17 protein-coding genes are annotated in these 22409 nt (G+C 71.1%); 8 read left to right on the top strand and 9 right to left on the bottom strand.

Translation table 11 applies throughout. The annotated features are described in order from the left end of the window. Nucleotides 1–13: 13 nt before the first annotated feature. The 3 genes from IEW13_RS14060 to IEW13_RS14050 form a co-directional block, all read right to left on the bottom strand. Entirely contained in the window at nucleotides 14–604 is a 591-nt protein-coding gene (locus tag IEW13_RS14060) for a ClpP family protease (protein WP_188551556.1), read from the bottom strand. After that, nucleotides 601–1221: a ClpP family protease gene (locus IEW13_RS14055; protein WP_188551555.1), complete on the bottom strand. Its 621-nt coding sequence runs from the start codon at nucleotides 1219–1221 to the stop codon at nucleotides 601–603. Before IEW13_RS14055 ends, IEW13_RS14060 begins: the two co-directional genes overlap by 4 nt. Nucleotides 1222–1417: 196 nt before the next feature. Next, nucleotides 1418–1894 (bottom strand): DUF779 domain-containing protein, encoded by a 477-nt coding sequence (locus IEW13_RS14050; RefSeq protein WP_188551554.1) that lies wholly within the window; start codon nucleotides 1892–1894, stop codon nucleotides 1418–1420. A gap of 201 nt (nucleotides 1895–2095) precedes the next feature. Here IEW13_RS14050 and IEW13_RS14045 point away from each other — a divergent pair, with 201 nt between their 5' ends. Next, a complete protein-coding gene (locus IEW13_RS14045; RefSeq protein WP_188551553.1) occupies nucleotides 2096–3694 on the top strand; it encodes a multicopper oxidase family protein in 1599 nt (532 codons plus the stop codon). A gap of 10 nt (nucleotides 3695–3704) precedes the next feature. Here IEW13_RS14045 and IEW13_RS14040 read toward each other — a convergent pair whose 3' ends face one another. Together IEW13_RS14040 and IEW13_RS14035 are read right to left on the bottom strand one after the other, a co-directional pair. After that, on the bottom strand, nucleotides 3705–4817 hold the full coding sequence (locus IEW13_RS14040) for an AI-2E family transporter (RefSeq protein ID WP_188551552.1): 1113 nt from the start codon (nucleotides 4815–4817) through the stop codon (nucleotides 3705–3707). Between the two features lie 63 nt (nucleotides 4818–4880). Beyond that, the gene (locus tag IEW13_RS14035; RefSeq protein WP_188551551.1) at nucleotides 4881–6161 is read right to left on the bottom strand and encodes an MFS transporter; all 1281 of its coding nucleotides are present in this window, start codon (nucleotides 6159–6161) and stop codon (nucleotides 4881–4883) included. A gap of 106 nt (nucleotides 6162–6267) precedes the next feature. Between IEW13_RS14035 and IEW13_RS14030 the strand changes: the two genes are divergently transcribed. Genes IEW13_RS14030 through IEW13_RS14020 form a run of 3 tightly spaced genes read left to right on the top strand, consistent with a single transcriptional unit; the run spans nucleotide 6268 to nucleotide 9936 of the window. Next, on the top strand, nucleotides 6268–7251 hold the full coding sequence (locus IEW13_RS14030) for a LysR family transcriptional regulator (RefSeq protein ID WP_188551550.1): 984 nt from the start codon (nucleotides 6268–6270) through the stop codon (nucleotides 7249–7251). Next, the gene (locus IEW13_RS14025; RefSeq protein ID WP_188551549.1) at nucleotides 7248–9413 is read left to right on the top strand and encodes a M3 family metallopeptidase; all 2166 of its coding nucleotides are present in this window, start codon (nucleotides 7248–7250) and stop codon (nucleotides 9411–9413) included. Before IEW13_RS14030 ends, IEW13_RS14025 begins: the two co-directional genes overlap by 4 nt. A gap of 40 nt (nucleotides 9414–9453) precedes the next feature. Next, entirely contained in the window at nucleotides 9454–9936 is a 483-nt protein-coding gene (locus IEW13_RS14020; RefSeq protein WP_188551548.1) for a YbaK/EbsC family protein, read from the top strand. 55 nt (nucleotides 9937–9991) lie between these two features. Here the strand turns inward: IEW13_RS14020 and IEW13_RS14015 are convergent, their stop codons facing one another. Genes IEW13_RS14015 through IEW13_RS14005 form a run of 3 tightly spaced genes read right to left on the bottom strand, consistent with a single transcriptional unit; the run spans nucleotide 9992 to nucleotide 12812 of the window. Beyond that, nucleotides 9992–10813 carry an ABC transporter ATP-binding protein gene (locus tag IEW13_RS14015; RefSeq protein ID WP_229745185.1) on the bottom strand — a complete coding sequence of 274 codons (822 nt, stop codon included), beginning with the start codon at nucleotides 10811–10813 and terminating at the stop codon, nucleotides 9992–9994. Nucleotides 10814–10818: 5 nt separating this feature from the next. Continuing rightward, a complete protein-coding gene (locus tag IEW13_RS14010; RefSeq protein WP_188551547.1) occupies nucleotides 10819–11805 on the bottom strand; it encodes an ABC transporter substrate-binding protein in 987 nt (328 codons plus the stop codon). After that, a complete protein-coding gene (locus tag IEW13_RS14005) occupies nucleotides 11802–12812 on the bottom strand; it encodes a FecCD family ABC transporter permease (RefSeq protein WP_229745184.1) in 1011 nt (336 codons plus the stop codon). Before IEW13_RS14005 ends, IEW13_RS14010 begins: the two co-directional genes overlap by 4 nt. A gap of 129 nt (nucleotides 12813–12941) precedes the next feature. On the opposite strand from IEW13_RS14005, the gene IEW13_RS14000 reads away from it, so the two are divergent. The 4 genes from IEW13_RS14000 (at nucleotide 12942) to IEW13_RS13985 (ending at nucleotide 21186) form a co-directional block, all read left to right on the top strand. After that, a complete protein-coding gene (locus tag IEW13_RS14000; protein ID WP_188551546.1) occupies nucleotides 12942–14852 on the top strand; it encodes an ATP-binding cassette domain-containing protein in 1911 nt (636 codons plus the stop codon). Continuing rightward, nucleotides 14849–16651, top strand: coding sequence for an ABC transporter ATP-binding protein (locus IEW13_RS13995; RefSeq protein WP_188551545.1), 1803 nt, complete (start codon nucleotides 14849–14851; stop codon nucleotides 16649–16651). Before IEW13_RS14000 ends, IEW13_RS13995 begins: the two co-directional genes overlap by 4 nt. Before the next feature lie 184 nt (nucleotides 16652–16835). Then, nucleotides 16836–19085 carry a YcaO-like family protein gene (locus tag IEW13_RS13990; RefSeq protein ID WP_188551544.1) on the top strand — a complete coding sequence of 750 codons (2250 nt, stop codon included), beginning with the start codon at nucleotides 16836–16838 and terminating at the stop codon, nucleotides 19083–19085. A gap of 37 nt (nucleotides 19086–19122) precedes the next feature. Further along, on the top strand, nucleotides 19123–21186 hold the full coding sequence (locus IEW13_RS13985) for a YcaO-like family protein (protein ID WP_188551543.1): 2064 nt from the start codon (nucleotides 19123–19125) through the stop codon (nucleotides 21184–21186). An 11-nt stretch (nucleotides 21187–21197) separates the two neighbouring features. Here the strand turns inward: IEW13_RS13985 and tgt are convergent, their stop codons facing one another. After that, nucleotides 21198–22388: a tRNA guanosine(34) transglycosylase Tgt gene (tgt, locus tag IEW13_RS13980; protein ID WP_229745194.1), complete on the bottom strand. Its 1191-nt coding sequence runs from the start codon at nucleotides 22386–22388 to the stop codon at nucleotides 21198–21200. Between the last annotated feature and the right edge of the window lie 21 nt (nucleotides 22389–22409).

Genomic DNA, 22409 nt, shown 5'->3' with positions numbered 1-22409 from the left:
GACCACGGACCTCTCAGGTGCTACCGGCGATCCGGTCCACCACGCCGTAGTCCCGCGCCCCCTCGGCCGTGAGCACCATGTCCCGGTCCATGTCCCGCCGCAGCCGGCTCACCTCCTTGCCGGTGAGTGAAGCCAGCACCCGCTCGATCTGATCGCGCTGGCGGATCACCTCATCGGCCGCCACGATCAGATCGGGGATCGCGGCGCGGCCGCCCTCCGTCTGCGGCTGGCGCGGCACCACCCGGCCATGGGGCAGGATCGATCTGCGCCCCGGTTCGCCGGCAGCCAGCAGCAGTGCCGCATCGGCGACCGCCTGCCCGATGCAGGTCGTGGCGATCGGCGCCCGCGTGTACCGCATGGTGTCGTAGATCGCCAGCACCGCCGTGAGCGAACCGCCCGGCGAGTTGATGTAGAGGTTGATCGGCTGGTCGGTGCTCTCGGCGTCCAGATGCAGAAGCTGCGCGATCACCGCATTGGCGACACCGTCGTCGATGCCCGTCCCCAGGTAGATGATCCGCCCCTCCAGCAGCCGGGAGTAGACGTCGACGATGCGCTCACCACGTCCGTCGCGGGAGACGACATTCGGAATGGTGTAGGTGCTCACGGCAGCAGTCCCGCGCCATCGGCGATCCGGTCGCACAGACCGTAGTCCACCGCCTCCTGGGCGGAGAACCAGCGGTCGCGCAGCGAGTCCTCGAAGACCCGCTCCTGCGGCTGCCCGGTGGCCCTGGCGATCTCCCCCAGCACGGTGTCCCGTACCCGGCGCAGATCACCGGCCTGCAGTTCGACATCGGCGGCGGCCCCGCCGATTCCCGAGGAGCCCTGATGCAGCAGGATCCGCGCGTGCGGCAGAGCGAGCCGCTTGCCGGGCGTGCCCATGCTCAGGACGAACTGCCCCGCTGATGCCGCCCAGCCCAGAGCCAGGGTGCTCACGTCGTTGGGAATGGCGGCGATGGTGTCGGCGATGGCGTGCATCATCGGCACCGAACCGCCGGGTGACTGGATCCACAGGTGGATGTCCGCGCGCGAGTTCTCCCGGGAGAGCATGGCCAGCCGGGCGATGATCTCGGTGCCCAGGGCGTCGTCGAGCTCACCGGTGAACAGGACCACGCGGTGGGCGTAGAGCATGCGTGCGGTCTCGGCGCGGAAGACGGGCTCAGCGCCGGGCTCGGCAGTGGCTCGCGGCGGCAGGGGTGCGGCGATATCGGTTCGTGGTGTCATGCGCCCAGCCTGTGCCGGCTCGCGCGGCGGCGGAACCCGGCGCGGCTGTGAGCAGCATCCTGCCGCCGGCAGCGGAACAGGGTAAGAGGCGGCGAAACTTCCGGCGTCGTGCACTAGTTCCCCGTGAGCTCACGGGGAACTAGCGCACGACACCGGAATCAATCGACTTGGGACCGGAGCGCCGGCTCCCCGGTGGTCAGTCCTCCATCAGCGCGGAGCGGATGAGGAACCGCTTGCCCTCGGGCGCTTCCACGGAGAAGCCCGATCCGCGGCCGTCCACCACGTCGACGGTGAGATGTGTGTGCTTCCAGTACTCGAACTGCTCGCGGGACATCCAGAAGTCGATGTCGACCTCCCCGGGCCCGGCCGTGTGACCCTCATCGGCGGGGCGGGCATCGGCTCCCCCGTCACCGGGCAGCCCGGCGGGCATTCCCTCGGGCGCCGGTAGCCGGAACGTGCCCAGCAGGACATCGGCGTCGCCGGTGAGGAACTCACCGGCCGGGTAGCACATCGGCGAGGAACCGTCGCAGCAGCCACCGGACTGGTGGAACATGAGCGGACCGTGGCGACGCATGAGGGTGAGGAGCAAGTCCCGGGCGTCTTCGGTCAGCGCGACGCGGGACCTCTCCTCACCTGCGATCCTGGCGCGGGCTTCGAGTGCGACCGCGGTCATGGAGGATCTCCTTCCCGTCGGAGGGGCCGCGATGCCGGACGCCTCCTTGCGCGGCCGCGCCAGTCCCTCGTGTCAGCAGCCCGTGCGCGGGACGCGCCCCGCGCCGGTGTCCTCAAGCGTAGGCTCCTGCCCACTGGGACACAATGGTCCAGCTCGTGACACGGCGCGCATCCGGAACGCGCCGCACGCGATGATGGAGGGGTGGATCTCCATCGACGCTCCCTGCTGCGCGCCGGCGCCCTGCTCCCGCTCATTCCCGTGGTTCCCGCCCTGGCCGCCTGCACGCAGGAGGCCGGGCCGGTCGAGGGCACCCCGCGCCCGCTGCCGATCCCGGAGCTGCTGGAGCCGGACATGGACGGTGATGTGGCGACGTTCACGCTGACGGCGCAGACGGGGACGAGTGAGTTCGTGCCCGGCACCACGACGGCCACCTGGGGGTTCAACGGCGCCTATCTGGGCCCCACGCTGCTGCTGCGGCGTGGCCAACCGGTGCGCGTGAGCGTACGCAACGAGCTGCCGGAGACCACCACGGTGCACTGGCACGGCATCAAACTGCCCGCCGCAGCCGACGGCGGCCCCCATCAGCCCATCGAACCCGGCGACTCCTGGAGCGCGGAGTTCACCCCCGATCAGCCCGCCATGACCGGCTGGTACCACCCGCATCCGCACGGGAACACCGCGCAGCAGGTGTACCGCGGCCTGGCCGGGCTGCTCTGGCTGCAGGACGACGACGATGCCGCCGAGGCGGGAATCCCCTCCGAGTACGGCGTCGACGATGTGCCCCTCGTCGTGCAGGACAAGCGCCTCGCCGAGGACGGCGAGCTGATGGACGCCTCCTTCGGCACCAATGTGGGTGTACTGGGACAAACCATCGTGGTCAACGGTCAGGTGAATCCTCTGTTCGAGGCCGAGCGGGAGGTGACCCGGTTCCGCCTCGTGAACGGCTCGAACACCCGGGTATACGGGTTCCGTTTCGCCGATGGCCGCACCTTCGCGCAGATCGCCTCAGACGGCGGGCTGCTGGCCGAGCCGTTCCTCACCGATGCGGTGCACCTCTCGCCGGGTGAGCGCGCGGAGATCGTCGTGCGGCTGGTGCCCGGCGAGACGGCGCAGCTGATCTCCGCCGAACCCCGGATGGGTTCGGTGGCCGACCCGGACGATGTGGGGGCACGCGACGAACTGGCCATCCTCACCGTCACCGGGCCGCCGGCCGCAGCCGACGCCGGAGCCCAGGAGGACGCCGACGCGGACCGAACGGTCCCGGCGGTCACCGCGCCGGAGGACCTGGGTCTCCCGGCAGTACTGGCCGAGGTGCCGCGTCACCGGGCGGACGACGCGGTGGAGACGCGCCAGTTCCGGCTGCAGGGCTTCCAGATCAATTCGCGGGCGATGAGCATGTCCCGGATCGACTTCGCCGCACCGGTCGACCAGCTGGAGCTCTGGCAGGTGGTCAATATGGACCCGATCCCGCACAACTTCCACATCCACAACGCGCAGTTCCAGGTGCACGATGTGGATGGCGCGGAACCGCCGCCGGACCTCGCCGGGTGGAAGGACACCGTCTACGTCGAGCCCCAGCGCACCACCCGGCTGCTGGTGCGGTTCGAGCGGTACACCGATCCGGAAGTGCCGTACATGTACCACTGCCATCTGCTGTATCACGAGGACGAGGGCATGATGGGTCAGTTCACGGTGGTCGACGGCCCGGGATCCGGCGAGCCGTCGGCGTTCGAGTCACCCGCGCCGGACGGCCGCCGGGGCTATGGACCCCGCAGCGGCGCGGCGCACAGCGGCCACTGAGGGCCCCTCCCTACCGCTGGGCCTGCCGCGGCACCACGACCCGGCGGACCACGATCAGCAGCGAGGCCGCCAGCGGGATCGCCACCAGCGCACCGAGCACGCCGCCGAGCGTGCCGCCGGCGACCGCCGCGATCACCACGAGCGAGCCGGGCACCTGGACGGCCTTGTTCATGATCCGGGGGCTGAGCAGATAGGCCTCGACCTGCATGTAGATCAAGTAGTACACGGCGGCGATGAACGCCACGTGGGGATCGGCCACCAGGCAGGAGACCACGATGATGGTCGAACCGGTGAGCGTGCCCACCAGCGGCACCATGGAGCCGAGGAAGGCGATGGCCGCCAGCAGCACCGGCAGGGGCGCGCCCAGCAGGGAGAGCACCGTGAAACTGAGGATGCCGTTCGTGGCGGCCAGGCTGGTCTGACCCAGCACGTACCGCCCCACCGAACGGGTGACCTCCTCGGCCACGGACATGAACTCCACCTGCGAGCTGGCCGGGACCAGCAGGTACAGTCCCCGCTTGATGCTCGCCAGCGAGGTGACGAAGTACAGGGTCAGGATGAGGACGATCAGCAGACCGCCGGCGAAGCCGACGATGCCCGCGCCGATCGCCAGGACACCGCCCCCGAGGGAGAGCAGGTTCTCCGGGTCCGCCAGGTAGGAGTTGAGGTTGTCGGCCAGCGCGTCCACGTCCGTCACCCCGGCGAAGCGCTCGTCCAGCTCCTGGAAGACGCCCGTGCGCCGGAACTCCTCGAACAGCTGCGGGATGCCCTGGATGAAGTCCTGGATCTGCCGCAGCAGCACCGGGACGATCAGGAACGAGATCCCCACCGCCACACCCACCAGTCCGAGGAACACCGTGGCCACGGCCCAGCCGCGACGCAGGCCCTTGCGCTCGAGCCAGCTGACCACCGGATCGAGCCCCAGGGCGAGGAACAGCGCCAGGCCCACATAGGCCAGCAATGTGCTGACCGTCTGCAGGGAGCCGATGATCGCCAGGCCCACGCCCACGCCCAGAGTGCCCAGCAGCCCGATCTGGAATGCTCGCAGCTGCACCACCCGCTCGGCGGGCGCGGCCCGGCGGGCGGCTCCGGCCGGCGGCTGCTCAGCGGGGCCCGGCGACATGGCGGACCTCCTGAGGGACCGGGGCGGACAGGCTTCGTGAGCAGCGTAGCGCACCGGATGGCATCATCGGCGCCGTTCACCCCGGCGCAGCAGCACCGCGATCACGAAGGCCGCCACGACCAGGCCACCGGTGACCATCAGAACCGCGCCCCAGCCGCCGTCCTGCCAGACCTGGGGCGTCAGATTGCCGCTGACGCTCGAGCCGGCGTAGTAGAACAGGGCGTACATCGACGCGGCATGCGCGGGACTCCGCCCGGTCGCGGAGGCCCGGTTGGGCACCCATGCGGAGGCGATGGCATGGACCGTGAAGAACCCGCAGCACAGCACCACCACGCCCAGCAGGATGCCCGGCAGCCACGGCACCGCCACCACGGCGACGCCGATCAGCATCACCAGCACGCCGGCGGTCATCACGGCACTGGGACCGCGGGCATCGGCGATGCGCCCTGCCCTGACCCCCACCATCCCGGCGATGGGATAGGCCAGGTAGATCAGGCCGATGAGGCCGATGGGCAGCAGATAGGGCGCCGCCTCCAGCCGGAAGCCCAGGGCGTTGAAGGTCCCGACGAAGACGCCCATCATGAGCGCGGAGATGGCGCACAGGCCCAGCAGCACCGGATCGGTGAAGACGCGTCCGAAGTCCGCCGGCAGGCGTCGCACCGGCACCGGCCGCGGGACGAACCGGCGTGAGGCCGGCAGCAGCAGGCGGCAGACGATCGCGCAGCCCAGGCTCAGCACCGCGGTGCCCAGCAGGGCGAAGTGCTCTCCGGCCAGGGTGATCCACCCCAGATCGGCCCAGCTGGCGTCGGGGAACCCGGTCCACTCGCTCAGCTCCAGGAGGCCAGCGGAGACGATCCGTCCGGACAGCCCGCCGGTGCTGGTGCCGAAGATGTAGATGGCAGTGGCCCGGGAGACGCTGCCACGGTGCATCTCCTCCCGCAGGTAGACCGCCGCCACGGCCGGAAGCCCGGCCATCACGAAGCCCTGCAGCAGACGCAGCACCAGGAAGGCGTCCCAGCTGGGCACCACTGCGGCCACCAGGCCCAGCCCGCTGGAGAGGAACAGGGAACCGTGGATCAGCGGGGTGCGGCCGAGCCGTTCGGCCAGCGGGGCGGCGACCAGCAGGCCGATGCCCAGCCCGGCGGTGGCCAGGGACACCGAGAGCGCCGACTGGCCCGGCGTGATGCCGTGCGTGCGCGCCAGTGCCGGCAGCAGCGCCTGCGTGCTGTAGAGCATCGTGAACGTCGCCAGTCCGGCCAGCAGGAGGGCGACGCTGATCCGCGTGGCTCCGGGTTCGCCGGCACGGTACCCCTCGAATCCCCCGGGTCCGTGCGTCTGGCTCATGATCTCCCAGTCTGCTCCCGCGCGGCAGATAGCTGAAATGCACCAGCAAGACCGGTGTTGATTCGATCAACGCATAAGACGCCCGCAGGCCGGATAGAATCGCCGCATGGACCTCGCGGCGTTGCACCTCTTCGCGCGGCTGGCGGAAACGGAGAACATGACCGTCACCGCCGCAGAACTCGGACTGCCGCAGCCCACGCTCTCGCGCAGCCTCGCCCGGCTGGAACGCGAACTGGGACGCCCCCTCTTCGCCCGGCACGGCCGGCGGCTCAAGCTCAACGCCCACGGCCGCGCCTTCCTGCCGCACGCCCGCGGCGCCCTGAGCGGCATCGAAGCGGGCCGGGCCGCGCTGCGCGCGCTGGACGACCCCCATCACGGCACCATCAGGCTGGGCTTCCTGCATTCCCTCGGCGCCTGGCTCGTCCCGCCGCTGCTGACCGGATTCCGCGCACTGGCACCGGAGGTGGAGTTCCGACTGCACCAGTCCGCGGCGACCGACCTGCACGAGATGCTCATGAGCGACGACCTGGACGCCGTACTCACCATCGTCGACGAGACCCGGCCGGCGGGCACCGCCTGGCAGCCGCTGATCCGCGAGGAACTCGTCATCGCCAGCACCGGAGACCATCCGGTCCTGGCCCACCGCGATGCCGAGGGCGGGCTCGCGCTGGGCGACGCCGCGCGCCATCCCTTCCTCCGACTCTCGGCACGGCACCAGATGCAGAGGCTGGTGGACCGGCTCTTCGCCCAGGCCGGCGTCAGCCCCGCGACCGCGTTCGAGGGCTCGGATCTGGCCACGCTGCGCGGCCTGGCGGCGGCGGGACTGGGCCTGGCGATCCTGCCGCGCGTCGACGACGCCCGGACCGCCCGGGGACCGGCGTCCGGGACGGCGGCTATAGTGCAGACCAGGATCTCGGGAGCCGACGCCCACCGGGACATCGGCCTGGCGACCCGGCAGGCATCGGCGCCGACCCCGGCGCTACAGCTCTTCCGCGAGTTCCTGGGCACCTCCCCGACCGTCGTCGCTCACCCCGGTGCCCTGACCGGGGCCGCCAGCGGCCCCGGAGACGCAGAAGGAGACGAGACGTGACGGAAGAACCGCGAACCGACCGCATCCCGGTCATCGGCGCGCAGGAGGTGCCCGGGCTCGATCCGGCCTATGCGGACCTGCTCGGCGAGGGGCCCCAGGAGGCGGGCCTGCCACGGTTCTCGGCGGTCACGCCGGAACGGATCGAGGCGGCCTTCGAGCACGCCGCCGGCTACCAGCTCGAAGCCATCTCCCGTCTCACCGCGCTCAGCGAGGCGCCCACCTTCGCCAACACCGATGTCCGGTTCGAAGAGTCCGGCCTGCCGCTGCGCCGCCTCCAGGCGCTCATCCGCCTGATGATCTCCGCCCTGGCCGGCAGCGACGTCCGGGACATGTGGAAGCGCCTGGCGCCCCGGCTCGCCGCCCATGAGAACGCCGTCTACCTGGACACCGCTCTCTACGCGCGGCTGCGGGCGGTGCCCACCGGGGACCTGACGCCGGCGGACTCCTTCGTGCACGCCCACACCCTGCAGGAGTTCGAGCTGGCCGGGGCCGCCCTGGACCCGGAGGCCCGCGCCCGGGTCGCCGAGCTCCGGGTGCGCATCGCCGATCTGGAGGCCGCCTTCGGCGCCGCGGTGCAGCGCCAGCAGCATGCCCGCGCTCTCGTCACGGACGACGCCACGGAGTTGGAGGGACTCTCCGCCGAGGAACTCGCCGCGGCCGAGGAGAGCGTCGGCGAGCCGGACGCCGGGACCGCGCGGCGATGGCGGCTGCCGCTGGTCAACACCAGCCAGCAGCCGGCCCTGGCATCGCTCACGCGTCCGGAGACCCGGCGCCGCCTGATGGAACTCTCCCTGGGACGTGGCATCGACGGCGGACCGGACGACACCCGGGCACTCATCACCGAGCTCACCGCCGCCCGCGCCGACCTGGCCGGAGAACTGGGGTTCGGCTGCTTCGCGGACCTGTCCACGCACGCCGCCTGTGCCAAGACCACGGCGGCCGCCGGGGACCTGCTCGCCCAGGTGCTCGGGCCGGCGATCGGCAAGGCCGCACGTGAGCTGCGGACCCTCGCGGAGTTCGGCGTCGCCGAGGGCCTGATCGAGCCCCCCGGCCCGGCCGAGCCGGACCCGGAACAGGACGCGGACCCGGGCGGCGCGCCGGACCTGCATCCGGCGGACGTCACCTTCCTCCTGCACGCCTACCAACAGCGCACCTTCCACCTGGACCCGGCCGAGCTGGCGCCGTACTTCGAGCTGGAGACGGTCTTCGCCGACGGCGTGCTCTACGCCGCCTCCCGGCTGTACGGCATCGGCTTCCGTGAACGGGACGATCTGGAGCTCTATCACCCGGACGTCCGCGCCTACGAGGTGACGGACGCCGATGGCGCGCCACTGGGGCTCCTGCTGGCGGACTTCTTCGCCCGGCCGGAGAAGATCGGCGGAGCCTGGATGGACCAGCTCGTCGACCAGGGCCGCCTGACCGGGACGCGCCCGGTCATCACGCTGACCTGCAACATCACCAAGCCCGCTCCGGGGCAGCCCGCCACGCTGAGCGTCGACGAGGTCACGACGCTGTTCCACGAGTTCGGACATGTGCTGCACGGCCTGTTCTCCGATGTCACCTTCCCCAGCCGTTCCGGCACCAATGTGCCGCGCGACGCCGTGGAGTACCCCTCACAGCTGAACGAGATGTGGCAGTTCGACCCGGAGATCGTGGCGAACTACGCCTGGGACCGCGTCCGGCAAAGCGGCATCCCCGCCGAGTTGCTGGACCGGATCCGCCAGTCGCACAGGTTCGGCGAGGGAGTGCGCACCCTGGAGTTCGCCGCCGCCGTGCTCCTGGACTTGACCTGGCACTCCCTGGAGCCGGGTGAGACGATCGAGGACGTGGTGGCCTTCGAGCAGGAGGTCTTCCACTCCGCCGGGATCCCGGCCGCGGTGGTGCCGCCCCGCTACCGCAGCGCCTACTTCCGGCATGTGTTCACCGGCTCCTACCCGGCCGGCTACTACTCGTATCTGTGGAGCGAAGTGCTGGCCGCCGACACCGCCGCGTGGTTCTCGGAGCGCGGCGGACTGGACCAGGACCTCGGTGAGCAGTTCCGCAGCACCGTCCTGGCACCGGGAGGCACGCGTGACATGGAGGACTCCTTCGCCCTGCTGCGCGGGCGTCCGGCCATCGTCCGGCCGCTACTGCTGAAACGCGGACTGATCGAGGAAGAGTGAAGACCCCGTGAGGGAAGAGGCGGGAGTGAGGGAACAGGGCATGCATCGTCGCAACATCGCCGTCGTGGAATCGGCCGCCGTCAAGGGCCTGGAGATCGAGATCCGGTTCCTGGACCACGGCGCCCCGACCGCCAAGGCGGCGGCCGGGCATCTGGGCGTCGATGTGGGCGCGATCGCCAACAGCCTGATCTTCCGGGCCATCGGGCGCTCCGGGGCAGGGCGGACCATCCTGGTGATGACGTCCGGGGCGCACCGCGTGGACACCGCCCACCTGGCGGAGGTGATCGACGTCGCCAGGATCGAGCGGGCCACCCCGGATCAGGTCCTTAAAGCCACCGGGCAGATCATCGGCGGCGTGGCGCCCTGCGGTCACCCCGCGCCGGTGGAGACCTACGTGGACCGGGCCCTGTCGGGCTACCCGCAGCTGTGGGCCGCCGCCGGGACCGTGGACAGCATGTTCCCGCTGAGCTATGAGGAACTCGTCCGGCTCACGGACGGCACCGAGGTCGAGGTCGCGCCCTGAGCAGCCGGTGAGCCCCCGCGGACCCCGCCGTTCCGGGCCCGGGTTCGCTCAAGGTTCAGGGCAGCCGGAAGGAGAACTGCAGCGCGCCGTCCACGTGGTGCTCGCGTACCCGGACCCGGTACACCTCCTCGATCAGCGCCCGCCGGAGCACCGCGTCCGGCGGGCCTTGCGCGATCACCCCTCCCTGATGCAGGACGACGATCTCATCGCAGTACCGCGCCGCCAGGTTCAGATCGTGGCAGACCACGATGCACCGGTGCCTGGCGCCGGAGATGAGCGTCATGATGGCGTGCTGATAGTGAATGTCCAGGTGGTTGGTCGGTTCGTCCAGCAGGATGAGCTGCGGCTGCTGCGTGAGGGCGCGGGCGATGAGGGCTCGCTGCCGTTCCCCGCCGGACAGCTCTCCCAGCAACCGGTGCCGCAACTGCGCCACCCCGGTATGCTCCATCGCCTCCTGTGCCAGCGCGCGGTCCCGGGCCGAGTAGGCCCGCCACGGGGAGACGAACGGACTGCGCCCCAGCAGGACCATCTCCTGCACGGTCAGGTCGATGTCGCCGCCCTGCTGCTGGGTGACGACGGCGAGGCGCCGGGCGATCTCCGCCTGGCTGAACCGGCGCAGGGGCTCCCCGTCCAGCAGCACCTCGCCGGCGTCGGGACGCAGCGCCCCGAACAGACAGCCCAGCAGAGTGGATTTGCCGCTGCCGTTGGGGCCCACAATGCCCAAGGTGCGCCCCTGCTGAGGCGAGAGCGTCAGCCCCCGCAGCACGCGGGTGCCGCCGAAGGCAAGGTCGAGGTCCTTCGCTGCCAGCAGGCCGGCGCCGCCATCAGCGGCGGCGCCGGCCTGGGACCGGTCAGGTTCGCGGTGGTCTGCGGCCACCGCGCTCAATCCAGCTCGGCGAGCTGCTCAGCCAGGGAGGCCAGCCCGGCGAACGCCTCGGGATTGTTCACCGTGGAGTCGCTGCGCATGCCCACCAGCGCACCCTCGCGTGCGGCGGTGAGTTCCTCGAAGCCGGGCTCGGCGAGCAGCCGCTCGGAGGCCTCCTCGAAGTCCTCGCCGCTGAAGCCGTAGACCACCACGAGGACATCGGGGTCGGCGTCCAGCACGGATTCGCGGCTGACGTCGAAGAAGTCGGTCTCTTCCGTGGCGAAGACATTGCTCAGATTGGTGATCTCGAACTGGGTGTTGATGATGCCGATGCCGCCGTACGCGGACAGCGGGGCACCGTCGCCGAAGTAGTACAGCGCGGCCGCGGTCCGCTCGGGCAGGCCCGCCGCCTGGGCCGTCGCCTCGTCCAGCACGGATTCATTGGCCTCGACGTTCGCCGCGGCCACTTCCTGCGTGCCGAAGAGATCGCCGTACTCGAGGATCTGCTGGTTGATGGTGCCGAAGTCCACCGGCGGCTCGCCGATGTCCGCGCCGGCATGCAGGCAGTCCCCGGCTGTGACGAGGCTGGGAACGCCGGCGCCCTGAAGGTCCTCGTAGGTCGTGGCGAACAGCCCGGAGTGCACCACCAGATCCGCGCCGGTCCCGAGCACCTGCTCGGTTCCGGGATCTTCCGGCGTGATGTTCTCCGCTCCGGCCACCGCCTCGCTGGCCCAGTCCGGCTCCTCGACGTAGAACTCCCCGGAACGGGCCACGATGCGGTCTCCAGCCCCGGCCGCGGCGAGGTAGTTCAGGGCGCTGGAACCGATGGTCAGCACGTTCTCCGGCTCGGATTCCAGGACGATCTCCCGCCCGCAGTTCTCCACCGTCCGGGGGAAGCCCTGGCCCGCATCGGCGGAGTCCGCCTCCGCGCCCGGGGCGCATCCGGCCAGCCCGAGCAGCAGTGCTCCGGCAGGAGCCACCAGGCGCCACGCGTGTCGTGTCATGTCTCATTTCTCCTTCGGTTGAATCGATGGACGAGGATCAGCAGGAGCGGCGTGCCCAGGAGCGCCGTGAGGATGCCCAGCGGAAGCTCCCGGGGAGCGAACGCCGTCCGGGCGACGAGATCGGCGGCCACCAGCAGGGAACCGCCCATGAGGGCGCTCACCGGAAGCACCAGCCGGTGCACGGCGCCGACGGCCCGCCGGGCCAGATGCGGCACCACGAGACCGACGAATCCGATGCTCCCGGAGACGGAGACCACGACGGCCACCAGGAAAGCCACCAGCAGGAAGGCGAGACGGCGGAAAGCCGGGGCGTCGATGCCGAGCGAACGGGAGGCATCGTCGCCGAGGGCCAGCGCATCCAGTCGGCGCGACCACAGCCAGAACACGGCACCGGCCAGGACCACGGTGAGCCAGGTGGGTGCCAGCTGCTCCCAGCGGGCCTGCTGCAACGAGCCGAGCATCCAGAACAGGACGGAGCGCGCGCCGCTTTGCCCCTGAGAGGCGAAGACCATGAAGTTGGTCAGCGCCGCGAGCATGAAGGACACCGCGATACCGGCGAGGATCAGCCTGGTGCTGTTCGCGGTGCCGCCGATGCCGGACACCGCCAGGACCAGCACGATGGCGGCGATCGCCCCGGCGAAGGCGCTGCCGGTCAGGCCCCACACCCCGAGCGCCGAACCGTAGCCGAAGAGGATCGATGCGGCGGCCCCGGCAGTCGCGCCGGAGGAGATCCCCAGCAGATAGGGCTCGGCAAGGATATTGCGCACCAGGACCTGCACCACGCAGCCGGCGAGGGCCAGTCCGGCGCCCACGGCGAAGCCGAGCAGGACGCGAGGGATGCGGGTACTCATCACGATGTTCCGGTGGGATTCCAGCTCGGCGCCGAGCTCCGCGGGACCGAAGCCCAGCTCGTGGCCGAGGATCCGGGTCAGTGAGGAGAGCGGGATGGGCACGGGGCCGGCGGCGATGCCGGCCGCCGTCACGAGCACGCTGCCGGGCACCAGCACGGAGAGCCAGATCGCGAGCGCGCCGTAGCGCCGGGCGGTTCCAGCGGCGTCCAGTTGACATCCTCCCTCCGTGCACGAATTATTGATAACGGTTCTCAGTTTTACACCAATCGGACGAGAAAGCCATCCATGACGCTCCCCGCTCCCCTGGCCCTGATGCGCACCGCCGGCCTGCGACCGCTCTCCCTGGTACCGGTGATCGCCCTGGGATTGGCCGTTTCGGTGACCTACCTGGGCAGCGCGTGGCTCAGCGCCCAGGTGTTCATCGCGATCTTCAGCGTGGACGCGCCCGGGTCCCTGGACCCCGCCGGGTGGCTGCGCCTGCTGGGTGCCCTGCTGGCGGGGCTGGTCGTCCTGCTGGCGTTGCGCCCGCTCCTGGTGCTGCTGCGGGAGGCGGAGGTGAACCGCCTGGGCCGCCGGTACAAGACCCGGCTGAGGGAGGCGATGGGACAGCGCGTGGCTGATCTGGGTCCCTTCGGGCTCAGCGGATCGCGCTCGGGCCGGCTGCAGACGCTGTTCTCCGAGGGGGTGGAGAACCTGGAGCCGTTCTACGGCAGGTACCTGCCCCAGATCGCGGTCACCGTGATGACCGTCCTGGCGGCCGGGACATGGCTTCTCCTGGTCAGTCCCTGGGTGGGCGGCGCGCTGCTGCTGGGCGGCCTGGGCGTGGTGATCCTTCCCCGGGCATGGGACCGCATCCTGGCCAGCAGGGGCGGGGAGCACTGGGACGCCTATGAGACCCTCAACGCGGAGATCGTCGACTCGATGCAGGGCATGACGACCCTCAAAGCGCTCGGCGCCGCACGCCGGCGCCAGGGCGAGCTCGAGGCGGCGTCGGACCGGTTGCTGAGTTCCACCATGCGTCAGATGAAGCTCTCCCTGGTCGAGAGCGGACTCACCGCCACCGCGCACGTCGCCGGTCCCCTCATCGGGCTGGCGGTGGGCATCTGGCAGGTCCGGGCCGGAGCCCTCGACCCTCTCGCGCTGTTCCCGATCCTGCTGGTCTCCGCGGAGATGTACCGCCCCTTCCGCGAGCTGTCCGCGCACTGGCATGCCGGCTACCTGGGCGGGTTCGCCGCCGCCGGGATCCAGCGTTTCCTCGCCGAGGGCACCCCGTACGCGCGGCTGGCACGTCAGGCAGCTCCCCCGAGCGACGCCCCAGAAGCGAGCGGCACCCTGGGGACGCAGTGCGACGGCGCTGGTGCGGAGCCGGACCTCGCCGCCGATGTGGAGGTCGATTCCGTGACATTCGCATTCGCCGACCCGCCCGGAGTAGAACCCGGAGTTGAAGCCGGAATTGAACCCGGAGCTGAGCACGAACCCGGGCACGGGCCGGAACACGGCACCGAAGCCCACGCCGGGCAGCACGAAGCACCCGCACCCGCGCTGGCGGGACTGACCGTCCGCCTGCACGGCGGTGAACTCAATGTCATCATCGGCGCCTCCGGCTCCGGGAAATCCACGCTGGCGGGCCTGCTGGCACGCTTCGCCCTGCCGGAACGCGGAAGCATCCGGATCGGCGGGGTCCCGCTGCAGGCCATCCCCGAAAGGGTCCTGCGCAGACGGCTGGCACTCGTCGGGCAGGGCGCCTCGTGCCCGGCCGGCACGGTCCGTGAGGTGCTCGGCGCCGAAAGCGGCCCCGCGGACCAGGACGGCGGGCGCACCGCCGGCGACGAGTGGCTGACGGCGGCTCTGCGCGCCGCCGGGCTGGAGAGCCTCCAGGGCGCCACCGGCTCCGAGGTGCTGGATCTGCCGGTAGCCGAACGCGGCACCAACCTCTCCGGCGGCCAGCGCCAGCGCCTCGCCATCGCCCGAGCCCTGGTCTCCCGGCCGCAATTGCTCATCCTGGACGAGGCCACGAGCGCGCTGGACGCCGCCCGGGAAGAACGCGTCCTGGCCGGCATCCGCGAATTCCTGCCCGGCAGCACCCTCGTCGTCATCACTCACCGGCCGGCCGCCGTCACCGGGGCCGCGCACGCCATCCGGCTGGGAGGAGGCCGGCTGCAGGCGACCGGCAGCGGGCAGGAGGTGCTGGCATGAACACGCTGACGCCGGTCGTCGCGCTGCTGCGCCGTATCCGACGGGGACGCGACTTCGCCGTATCCGTAGCCTGCATCGTCGCGTTGCAGCTGACCCTGGCCGCTTCGCTCGCCCTGTCCTCCCTTGCCGTGACCAGTACCGTACTGGCGGCAGGCGGCGGCGTGGTCGCGGCATTGCTGCTGGCCGCGGGGGCGGCGATGCTGGCGCACGGGCTGTTCGTCTGGCTGGAGAGCTGGTTCTCCCACGCCTTCGCCTACCGCGTGCTCGGCGGCCTCCGCAAGGACGTCCACCGCGCCATCGAACGGGCCGCGCCGATGGGGCTGGGACGGCGGCGGACCGGGGACGTGGTGGCCCGCGCGATGGGAGACGTGGAAACCCTGGAGTGGTTTTTCGCGCACACCCTCGGAGCGGCGCTGGCGGCGCTGATCACGCCCAGCGTGCTCATCGGCGTCCTCACGGCCCTGACCGGTCCGCAGGCGCTCCTGCTGCTCCTCCCGGCCGTGCTCCTGGTGCTCGTCCCGGCGGTCTTCCAGCGCCGGCAACGTCAGGCGGGGACCGAGCTGCGCGAACGCACCGGAGCCCTCGCGGTCACCGCTCTGGACGGCATCCAGTCGATCGCCGAGCTGCTCAGCCGTGGCCGCACCGATGCGCTGCAGCAGCAGCTGAAAGACGGCACCGCCGGCATCCAGCGCGTGAAAGCACGCATCGCCTGGCTGCGGGGCGGCGAGGGGGCGCTCGTCGAGGTGATCCTGGCGGCGACCTCGCTCCTGGTGCTGCTGGCGCTGGCGTTCCAGGCCGGAGAGATCCCGCTTCTGCTGCTGCCCACCCTGAGCGGCCTCGCCATGGCCGCGCTCAACCCGGTGATGGGTCTCGCCGGGATCCTGGCGCGGATCGGCGAGATCTCCGCCGCCAGCAGCCGGGTGCTGGAGATCCTGGATCTTCCCGATCCTCTCGATCATGCGCTGGAGACAGCCCCGCCACCGTCCGCCGGGAGGGCGGACAGCGCCCCGGCGCTCGAATTCGCGGATGTGCGGTTCAGCTTCCCCGGCGGCCCCGCCGTCCTGGACGGTGTCTCCTTCCAGGTGCCACGGGGACAGACCCTCGCGATCGTCGGGGAATCCGGCGCCGGGAAATCAACCCTGGGCAGTCTCATGCTGCGTTTCGCAGACCCCAACGACGGGGTGGTCCGGGTGGACGGACACGATGCCCGCACCCTGGAGCCGGACGAGCTCAGGCGGCTCGTCGCCCTGATCCCCCAGGACTCCTTCGTCTTCGCCAGCAGCGTCCGCACCAACCTCCGCCTGGCCGATCCGGCAGCCGGCGATGAGGCGCTCTGGTCCGCACTGCGGCGGGCGGCGCTGGCCGAACGCATCGGCGTTCTTCCCGACGGCCTCGACGGCCTCCCAGGGGACCGCGGCGAAGGGCTCTCCGGCGGTGAGCGCCAGCGGCTCGGACTGGCCCGGGCGTTCCTGCGCGATCCGGAGATCCTCGTCCTGGACGAATCCCTCGCCAGTCTCGATCCCGAACTCGAAGAACGCATCCTGACCGAGCTGCGTCTGGCCCGGGCAGACCGCACCACCGTCCTCATCGCCCACCGTCTCCGCTCCATCGAGGCCGCCGACGCGGTCCTGTTCCTGGCCGCCGGCCGGGTCCGCGCCCAGGGCACCCATGAAGAGCTGCTGCACCGCGAGGACTACCGCGGTCTGCTGGCGTCGCAGCTTCCCGATCCTCCGCCCGCACCCGGCGGGCGCGCAGCAGATGAGAAAGGAGGTGCCACCCATGGAGAACCTGGTCATTGAAGAGGTCAACCTCAACGAGACCCCGGAGCAGATCCTCGCTCCCAACTCGCATCACCACGGGCATGCCGTCGCGGCGTTCGCCTGGAGCTGATGCCCCATGAAGCCCGGTCGCGGGGTGCACATCTTCCATATCGCACTCGCACAGCCCCGCGACCGGGCGCTCGCCCTATGAAAGGACTCCCCCTTGAGCCCCCTACGTCCAGGCATCCCCGGTGACGGCCTACGGGCCGAGCTGAGAACCTTGCACCGCGGGCAGTCCCTCGTCTCCACCCGGATGGGCCGGCATTTCACCGTCGACCTGGACACCTGGACCCTGGCGAGGATCCTCCGCGCCTGGGACGAACCCGCAGAGCGCGAGGGACTCCCGGAGGGCTGGGACCGGGCCAGCAGAGCACTCCATGAGGCGGTCGACGGCGATGACCGCGCCTGGCGCACCCTGCTGCGCACCCATGCCGATCCGGCGACGGAACAGTCCCGGAACGGCACCGCCGCCACCCGGGCTGCCGCCTCCGGTGTCCCCGGACCGCAGCCTGGCGCCCGCCTTTCCGAGGCCACCGGCTTCCTGCTCGCGGGGGATCCGCAGCTCGCCGCCGAGCTCGGTTCCGGGCTGGCCGATCTCGGCATCGGCACGGCCTACCACGAGGGCAGCCACGTCCACGCCGGATATCGAGCCTTCCGCGAGCGCCTGCCGCTACTGTGGTGCGCCGTAGAGCCCGACGCCGCCCTGTTCACCGACATCGACCGGTTCCTGGGCGACCTCCGGGTCGAGTGGATCTGCGTCGAGGCGCGCTTCCACACTCTCGTCGTGGGACCACGGGCACGCGCGGGGTCCTGGGCCGGCTACGAGGACTTCGCCGGCCGGGAGCACGCCGCCGCGGGCGACCCGCGCCTGCACCGGGCCCTGCGGGCGCCCGCCTCCCTGGGCGCAGCGCCTCAGGCGGCCCGGGCTGCCGTCGGCCAGGTGGCGGAGCTGATCGCAGCCGGACTCGAACCCGAGACGGTGCATGTCCTGGTCCCGGGCGAACCACCACGCCGGCACCCGGTCCTGCCGCTGCCAGGCAGCAGCATCCCGGATCGCATGCCGCACGAACCGGGCGATCTGGTCTCTCCGCTGTGCGGGCTCATCACCAGGACGCGCTACATCTCGCACCATCCCCGGGTTCCCGCCGCCTTGACGACGGTGCAGTCCGATGTCGCCGATCTGCGCCGCATCTCCCCGTGGTCCAATACGACCACCTGCCAGGGCAGCGGCTTCGCTCCGCCGGAGGACATCACCCCGGCCGCGGTGGGCGAGGCGGTCGAAAGATACGCCGCCAACGTCCTGGACACGCTGCCGCTGCGCTTCGGATCTCACCGGAGCCTGGCGCGAGGACCGGTGCGCGTCCTGGATCCGGAGTCCCTCGTGCTCTTCTCCGAGCGGCAGTACGCTGCGCCGGGCTTCCCCTTCGCGCCGTTCACCCGTGAGACGGAGGTCCACTGGGTGCCGTCGACCTCCCTGTCCACCGGGGAGGAGGTGCTGGTCCCGGCCAGCATGGTCTACGTCAACTGGTTCATCGGCGCCTACGCGCACGCCCCGCACACCAACTTCTGCGCTTTCGCGGGCGTCGCCGCCGGACCCGATTACGACTTCGCCGTGATGAGCGCCCTGGAGGAGATCGTCGAGCGGCACATCACGATGGCGTGGTGGCTGAACGCCCACCCGCTGCCGCTGGCCGACACCGCCGGTCTGCTGGAGCGGATCGGCCCGCACGAGGGGCAGGAGTTCTCCGTGATCTCCCTGCCGAACGAGTTCGGCATCCCGGTGGCCGCCGGAATCGTCCGGGACCGGCAGGAGCAGCTGGTGCACATCGGCTTCTCAGCGCGGGCCACCTTCGCCGATGCTGCCCTCAAGGCATGGACCGAGGCGCTCACCCTGCAGGAGGGCGCCCGCGATCTGCTCCTCGAGGACGGTGCCTACTGGCGGGCCATCCGCGCCGGCACCCTGCCCGGCCGGTCCTACAAACCCTGGCGCGAGGACCGCCGCTATCTGGACGACTTCCGCGCGGACATGCACGATGTGGACGATCTGATGGTGCAACAGCAGGTGTACCTGGATCCCCGGGCCGAGGAGCGGATGAGCACGCTGCTGCGACCGCAGCACACCGTCGCCGCCGGTGGTTTCCAGGAGCTTCCGGCACGGTCGCTGCAGGCCTATCTGGACCGTTTCCACGCCCGGGGATACGAGGTGCTCGTCGCGGACCTGACCACTCCGGACATCGCCAGCACCGGAATGCGCGTGGTGCGGGTGATCGTGCCCGGGACGATCGGCAACTCGCCGGCGGCGTTCCCCTACCTGGGCCGGCAGCGTGTCCAGCAGCTGGCGGTGGAGCTCGGCTGGCGGGACAGCCCGCTGCCGGAGGACGAGCTGAACGTCTTCCCGATGCCCCACTCGTGACGGGGATCCGGTGCGGCAGACGAGGACGAGAAGAAAGATGAGCGAGCGCGATACGATCCAGCCGTTCGCCGAGGTGTACCCCGCCAACGATTCGTGCGTACTGGCCGGTTCCGGGCGGCTCGTCAGGCTCGGCCTCAGCGCCGAAGCGCTGCTCGGGCCGCCGGAGGCGGGCCGGGACGCGGCGCGGCTGCTGGGACCCGATGACGCCTGGCCGGCATTGCGTGCGGCGATGGAGTGGGCCCGGCACCGGGACGTGCCCGTCTACGGCGGCGTCGAGGCGGCGCAGGACGCTGGCCCGCCAGGAACGCTGGTGATCGTGCAGCTCGGGCGCGCATTCCTGCTGCGCGGCGCCACGACGGCGCTGCTGGCACGCTTGAGGTCCCGGCTGGTGGCCGGAGCCGCACCGGAGAGCGCGGCGCTATGGCTGCGCACCCCCTTCCACCTGCCACTGGATCCCGTCCCGGAACCGACGGTTCCGGCACCGGTCGCATCGCCGGGAGGCTCTGCCCGGCTGGAGGAGAGCCCGGCGGCGCCGTTCCGCGGCCCTGCAGGGGAGGGCGTGCCACTGGAGCCGGACGCCGCACAGGCTGCCGGCGTGTGGCGCTGGCAGGACGGTGGCTGGCGACCGGTCCCCGTGCTGCCGCTGCCGGACGAGCAGGTCCGGCACGACACCTCGCCCGGGCAGCCGGAGGATCTTCTGGACCCGGATGCCGGCGTGGTGCTGGCGGTCACGGAACTCGGTTACCTGCCGGTGCCCCTGGATCACTGGCGGCATCGGCAGTGGGCCCTCTCGGCGCTGGAGCGCGTGGATCCGGAGTGGCGCCCTGACGCCCTGGTTCCCGATGTCAGCCCGGACCGGGGCTCCCGGCCAGGGCTGATCCGGGCGGGCGCCTTCTACGCCAGCGAGTATCTCCGGCAGATCCCGCTCCGGCGCGCCCGCTGGGACGAGCTCGCCGACGCCGCGCTGGACCCGGAGCAGACATCGCTGTTCGATCCGGCGCTCACCCGCGAACCGGGCTGCCCGCTCATACCCTGGCAGCGCACGACCGAAGTCCTGTGGACCCCGGGCCGGGACCTCGCGGCCGGGACGCCGCTGTGGGTGCCGCTCAGTCTGGCGTGCATGGACTGGACCGCACCGAGCCTGCGGCCGGCTCCGCTGACGAACCCGTCGAACTTCTTCGGCATGGGCGCCGGCGACACGGAAGCCGCCGCCCTTGAAGAGGGACTGTCGATGGTGCTCGCGGCGCACGCCGCCCAGCTGTGGTGGCGGTGCGGTGCCGGGCTGGTGCCGGTGGATCTCGCATGCCTGCCGGAGCGCGCGGCCCAGGAGGGCCGGGGGCGGCGGCGTCCGGATGCGGGAACACCCGGGGGACCCGGTGCCGGCGGGACCGTTCCCGGCACCGGAAGCTCGGCGGGCGGGGAACTGGAGGTCACGGCGTGGCGGATCCTGACGCCGTGGAGCTGGCCCTGTGTCCTGGTGCGGCTGCACGATGCCGGACGAGACATGACGGTAGTGGGCCACGGCGCAGGACCGTCGATGGCGCAGGCAGTGGAACGTGCCCTGTCCACCGCCGGCCTGCAGTATGTCTCCGCGCGCGAGATCGCCGACCCGGCCGGTTCCCTGTGCGGCAGCAGCGCGGGGCTGCGCCCGTACCGGGAAGACCGGCGCTGGCGGGAGGACTACCGCGCTGATGGCCGGGATCTGCTCGAACCGATGATGCAGCTGCAGCGTGCCCTGGACCCGCATGTGCAGGCACTGCTGCGGGGCCGGCTGGCCGCGGCCGAGGCTGCTGGCCGGCGTACCGGCACGGGGCCGGATGGCGCCGGATCAGCCGGCCATGCGGTCACCGGAGCGCAGGGGGCGCCGGCCTGGCGAGAGGCAGCGCAGCAGGCGGCCGCGGCCGGATTCCAGGTGATCGGCGTGGACATGACCACCGCGGATCTGGCGGCCGCCGGTGTGCGCGCCTGGCGCGTCGTGCTGCCCGGCGCCTATGTGACGGCTCCGGAGGCACTGCCGCCCGATCCTTCGCTGCTGGGCCGTCATGCCGAGACGCTGGGACTGCCCCCGCCCGATCACACAGAGCCCTATCCCGGGTGGTGAGTTCCGGCGGCTCAGGCTTTCCCGGCGTAGTACCGGCCCAGGACGTCCGCGCGCAGCTCCTCGAAACGGCCGTCCTCGATACTGTCCCGGATGCGGTCGACCAGGTGCACGATGAAGTGCTCGTTGTGGATGGTGCACAGCGTGGAGAAGAGCATCTCCTTGGCCTTGAACAGATGGTGCAGATAGGCGCGGGAGTAGTGGGCGCAGGTGTAGCAGCCGCACTCCGGGTCGATGGGGCCGAAATCCTTCTTGTAGCGGGCGCCGCTGATGTTGAACCGGCCGTCGGCGGTGTAGACGGCCGCATTGCGCGCCACTCGGGAGGGTGAGACGCAGTCGAAGGTGTCCGCGCCGTTCTCGATGGAGGTGAAGAGGTCGTCCGGCTCGGAGATGCCCAGCAGATGCCGCGGCTTGTCCTCGGGAAGTTCCTCGGAGACCCAGCGGACGATGGTGCCCAGGTTCTCCTTCTCCATCGCCCCGCCGATGCCGTAGCCGTCGAAGTCCATGACACCCAGGTCGCGGGCGGCCTTGCGGCGCAGGTCCTCGTACTGCGCGCCCTGCAGCACCCCGAACAGCGCCTGGTACGGGCGATGCGCGCGTTCGGCCGTGAGCCGCCGGTGCTCGGCGATGCAGCGAAGCGCCCACAGGCGGGTGCGTTCCAAGGACTCCTCCTGATAGCCCCGGGTGTTGAGCAGCGTGGTCAGCTCGTCGAAGGCGAAGATGATGTCCGCGCCGAGCTGGTGCTGCACCTGCATCGAAATCTCGGGCGTGAAGCGGTGCCGGGACCCGTCCAGATGGGACTTGAAGGTGACCCCGTCATCGTCGACGTGGGCCAGGCGTTCCTTGCCGGGTGCGATGACGTCGTCGTTCTGCACGCCGGTGGCGTCCATCGCGATGACCTTCTTGAAGCCGGCGCCCAAGCTCATCACCTGGAAGCCGCCGGAATCGGTGAAGGTGGGTCCTGGCCAGTTCATGAAGGCGCCTAGCCCCCCGGCGGCATCGAGCACCTCGGGGCCTGGCTGGAGGTACAGGTGGTAGGCGTTGGCCAGCACCGCCTGGGCACCGGTGGCGGCGACATCCTCGGGCCGCACCGCCTTGACGGTGGCTTTCGTGCCCACCGGGATGAACGCCGGCGTCCTGATCTCCCCGTGCGGGGTGCGGATCACCCCGGTACGCCCTTGGCGACCGTCCAGCCGCTGCTTCACTTCGAAGCCGAACCGGCTGCG

It is taken from the genome of Sediminivirga luteola, assembly GCF_014639315.1.
GTDB lineage: Bacteria > Actinomycetota > Actinomycetes > Actinomycetales > Brevibacteriaceae > Sediminivirga > Sediminivirga luteola.
This window is presented reverse-complemented; position numbering and strand designations above follow the sequence as displayed.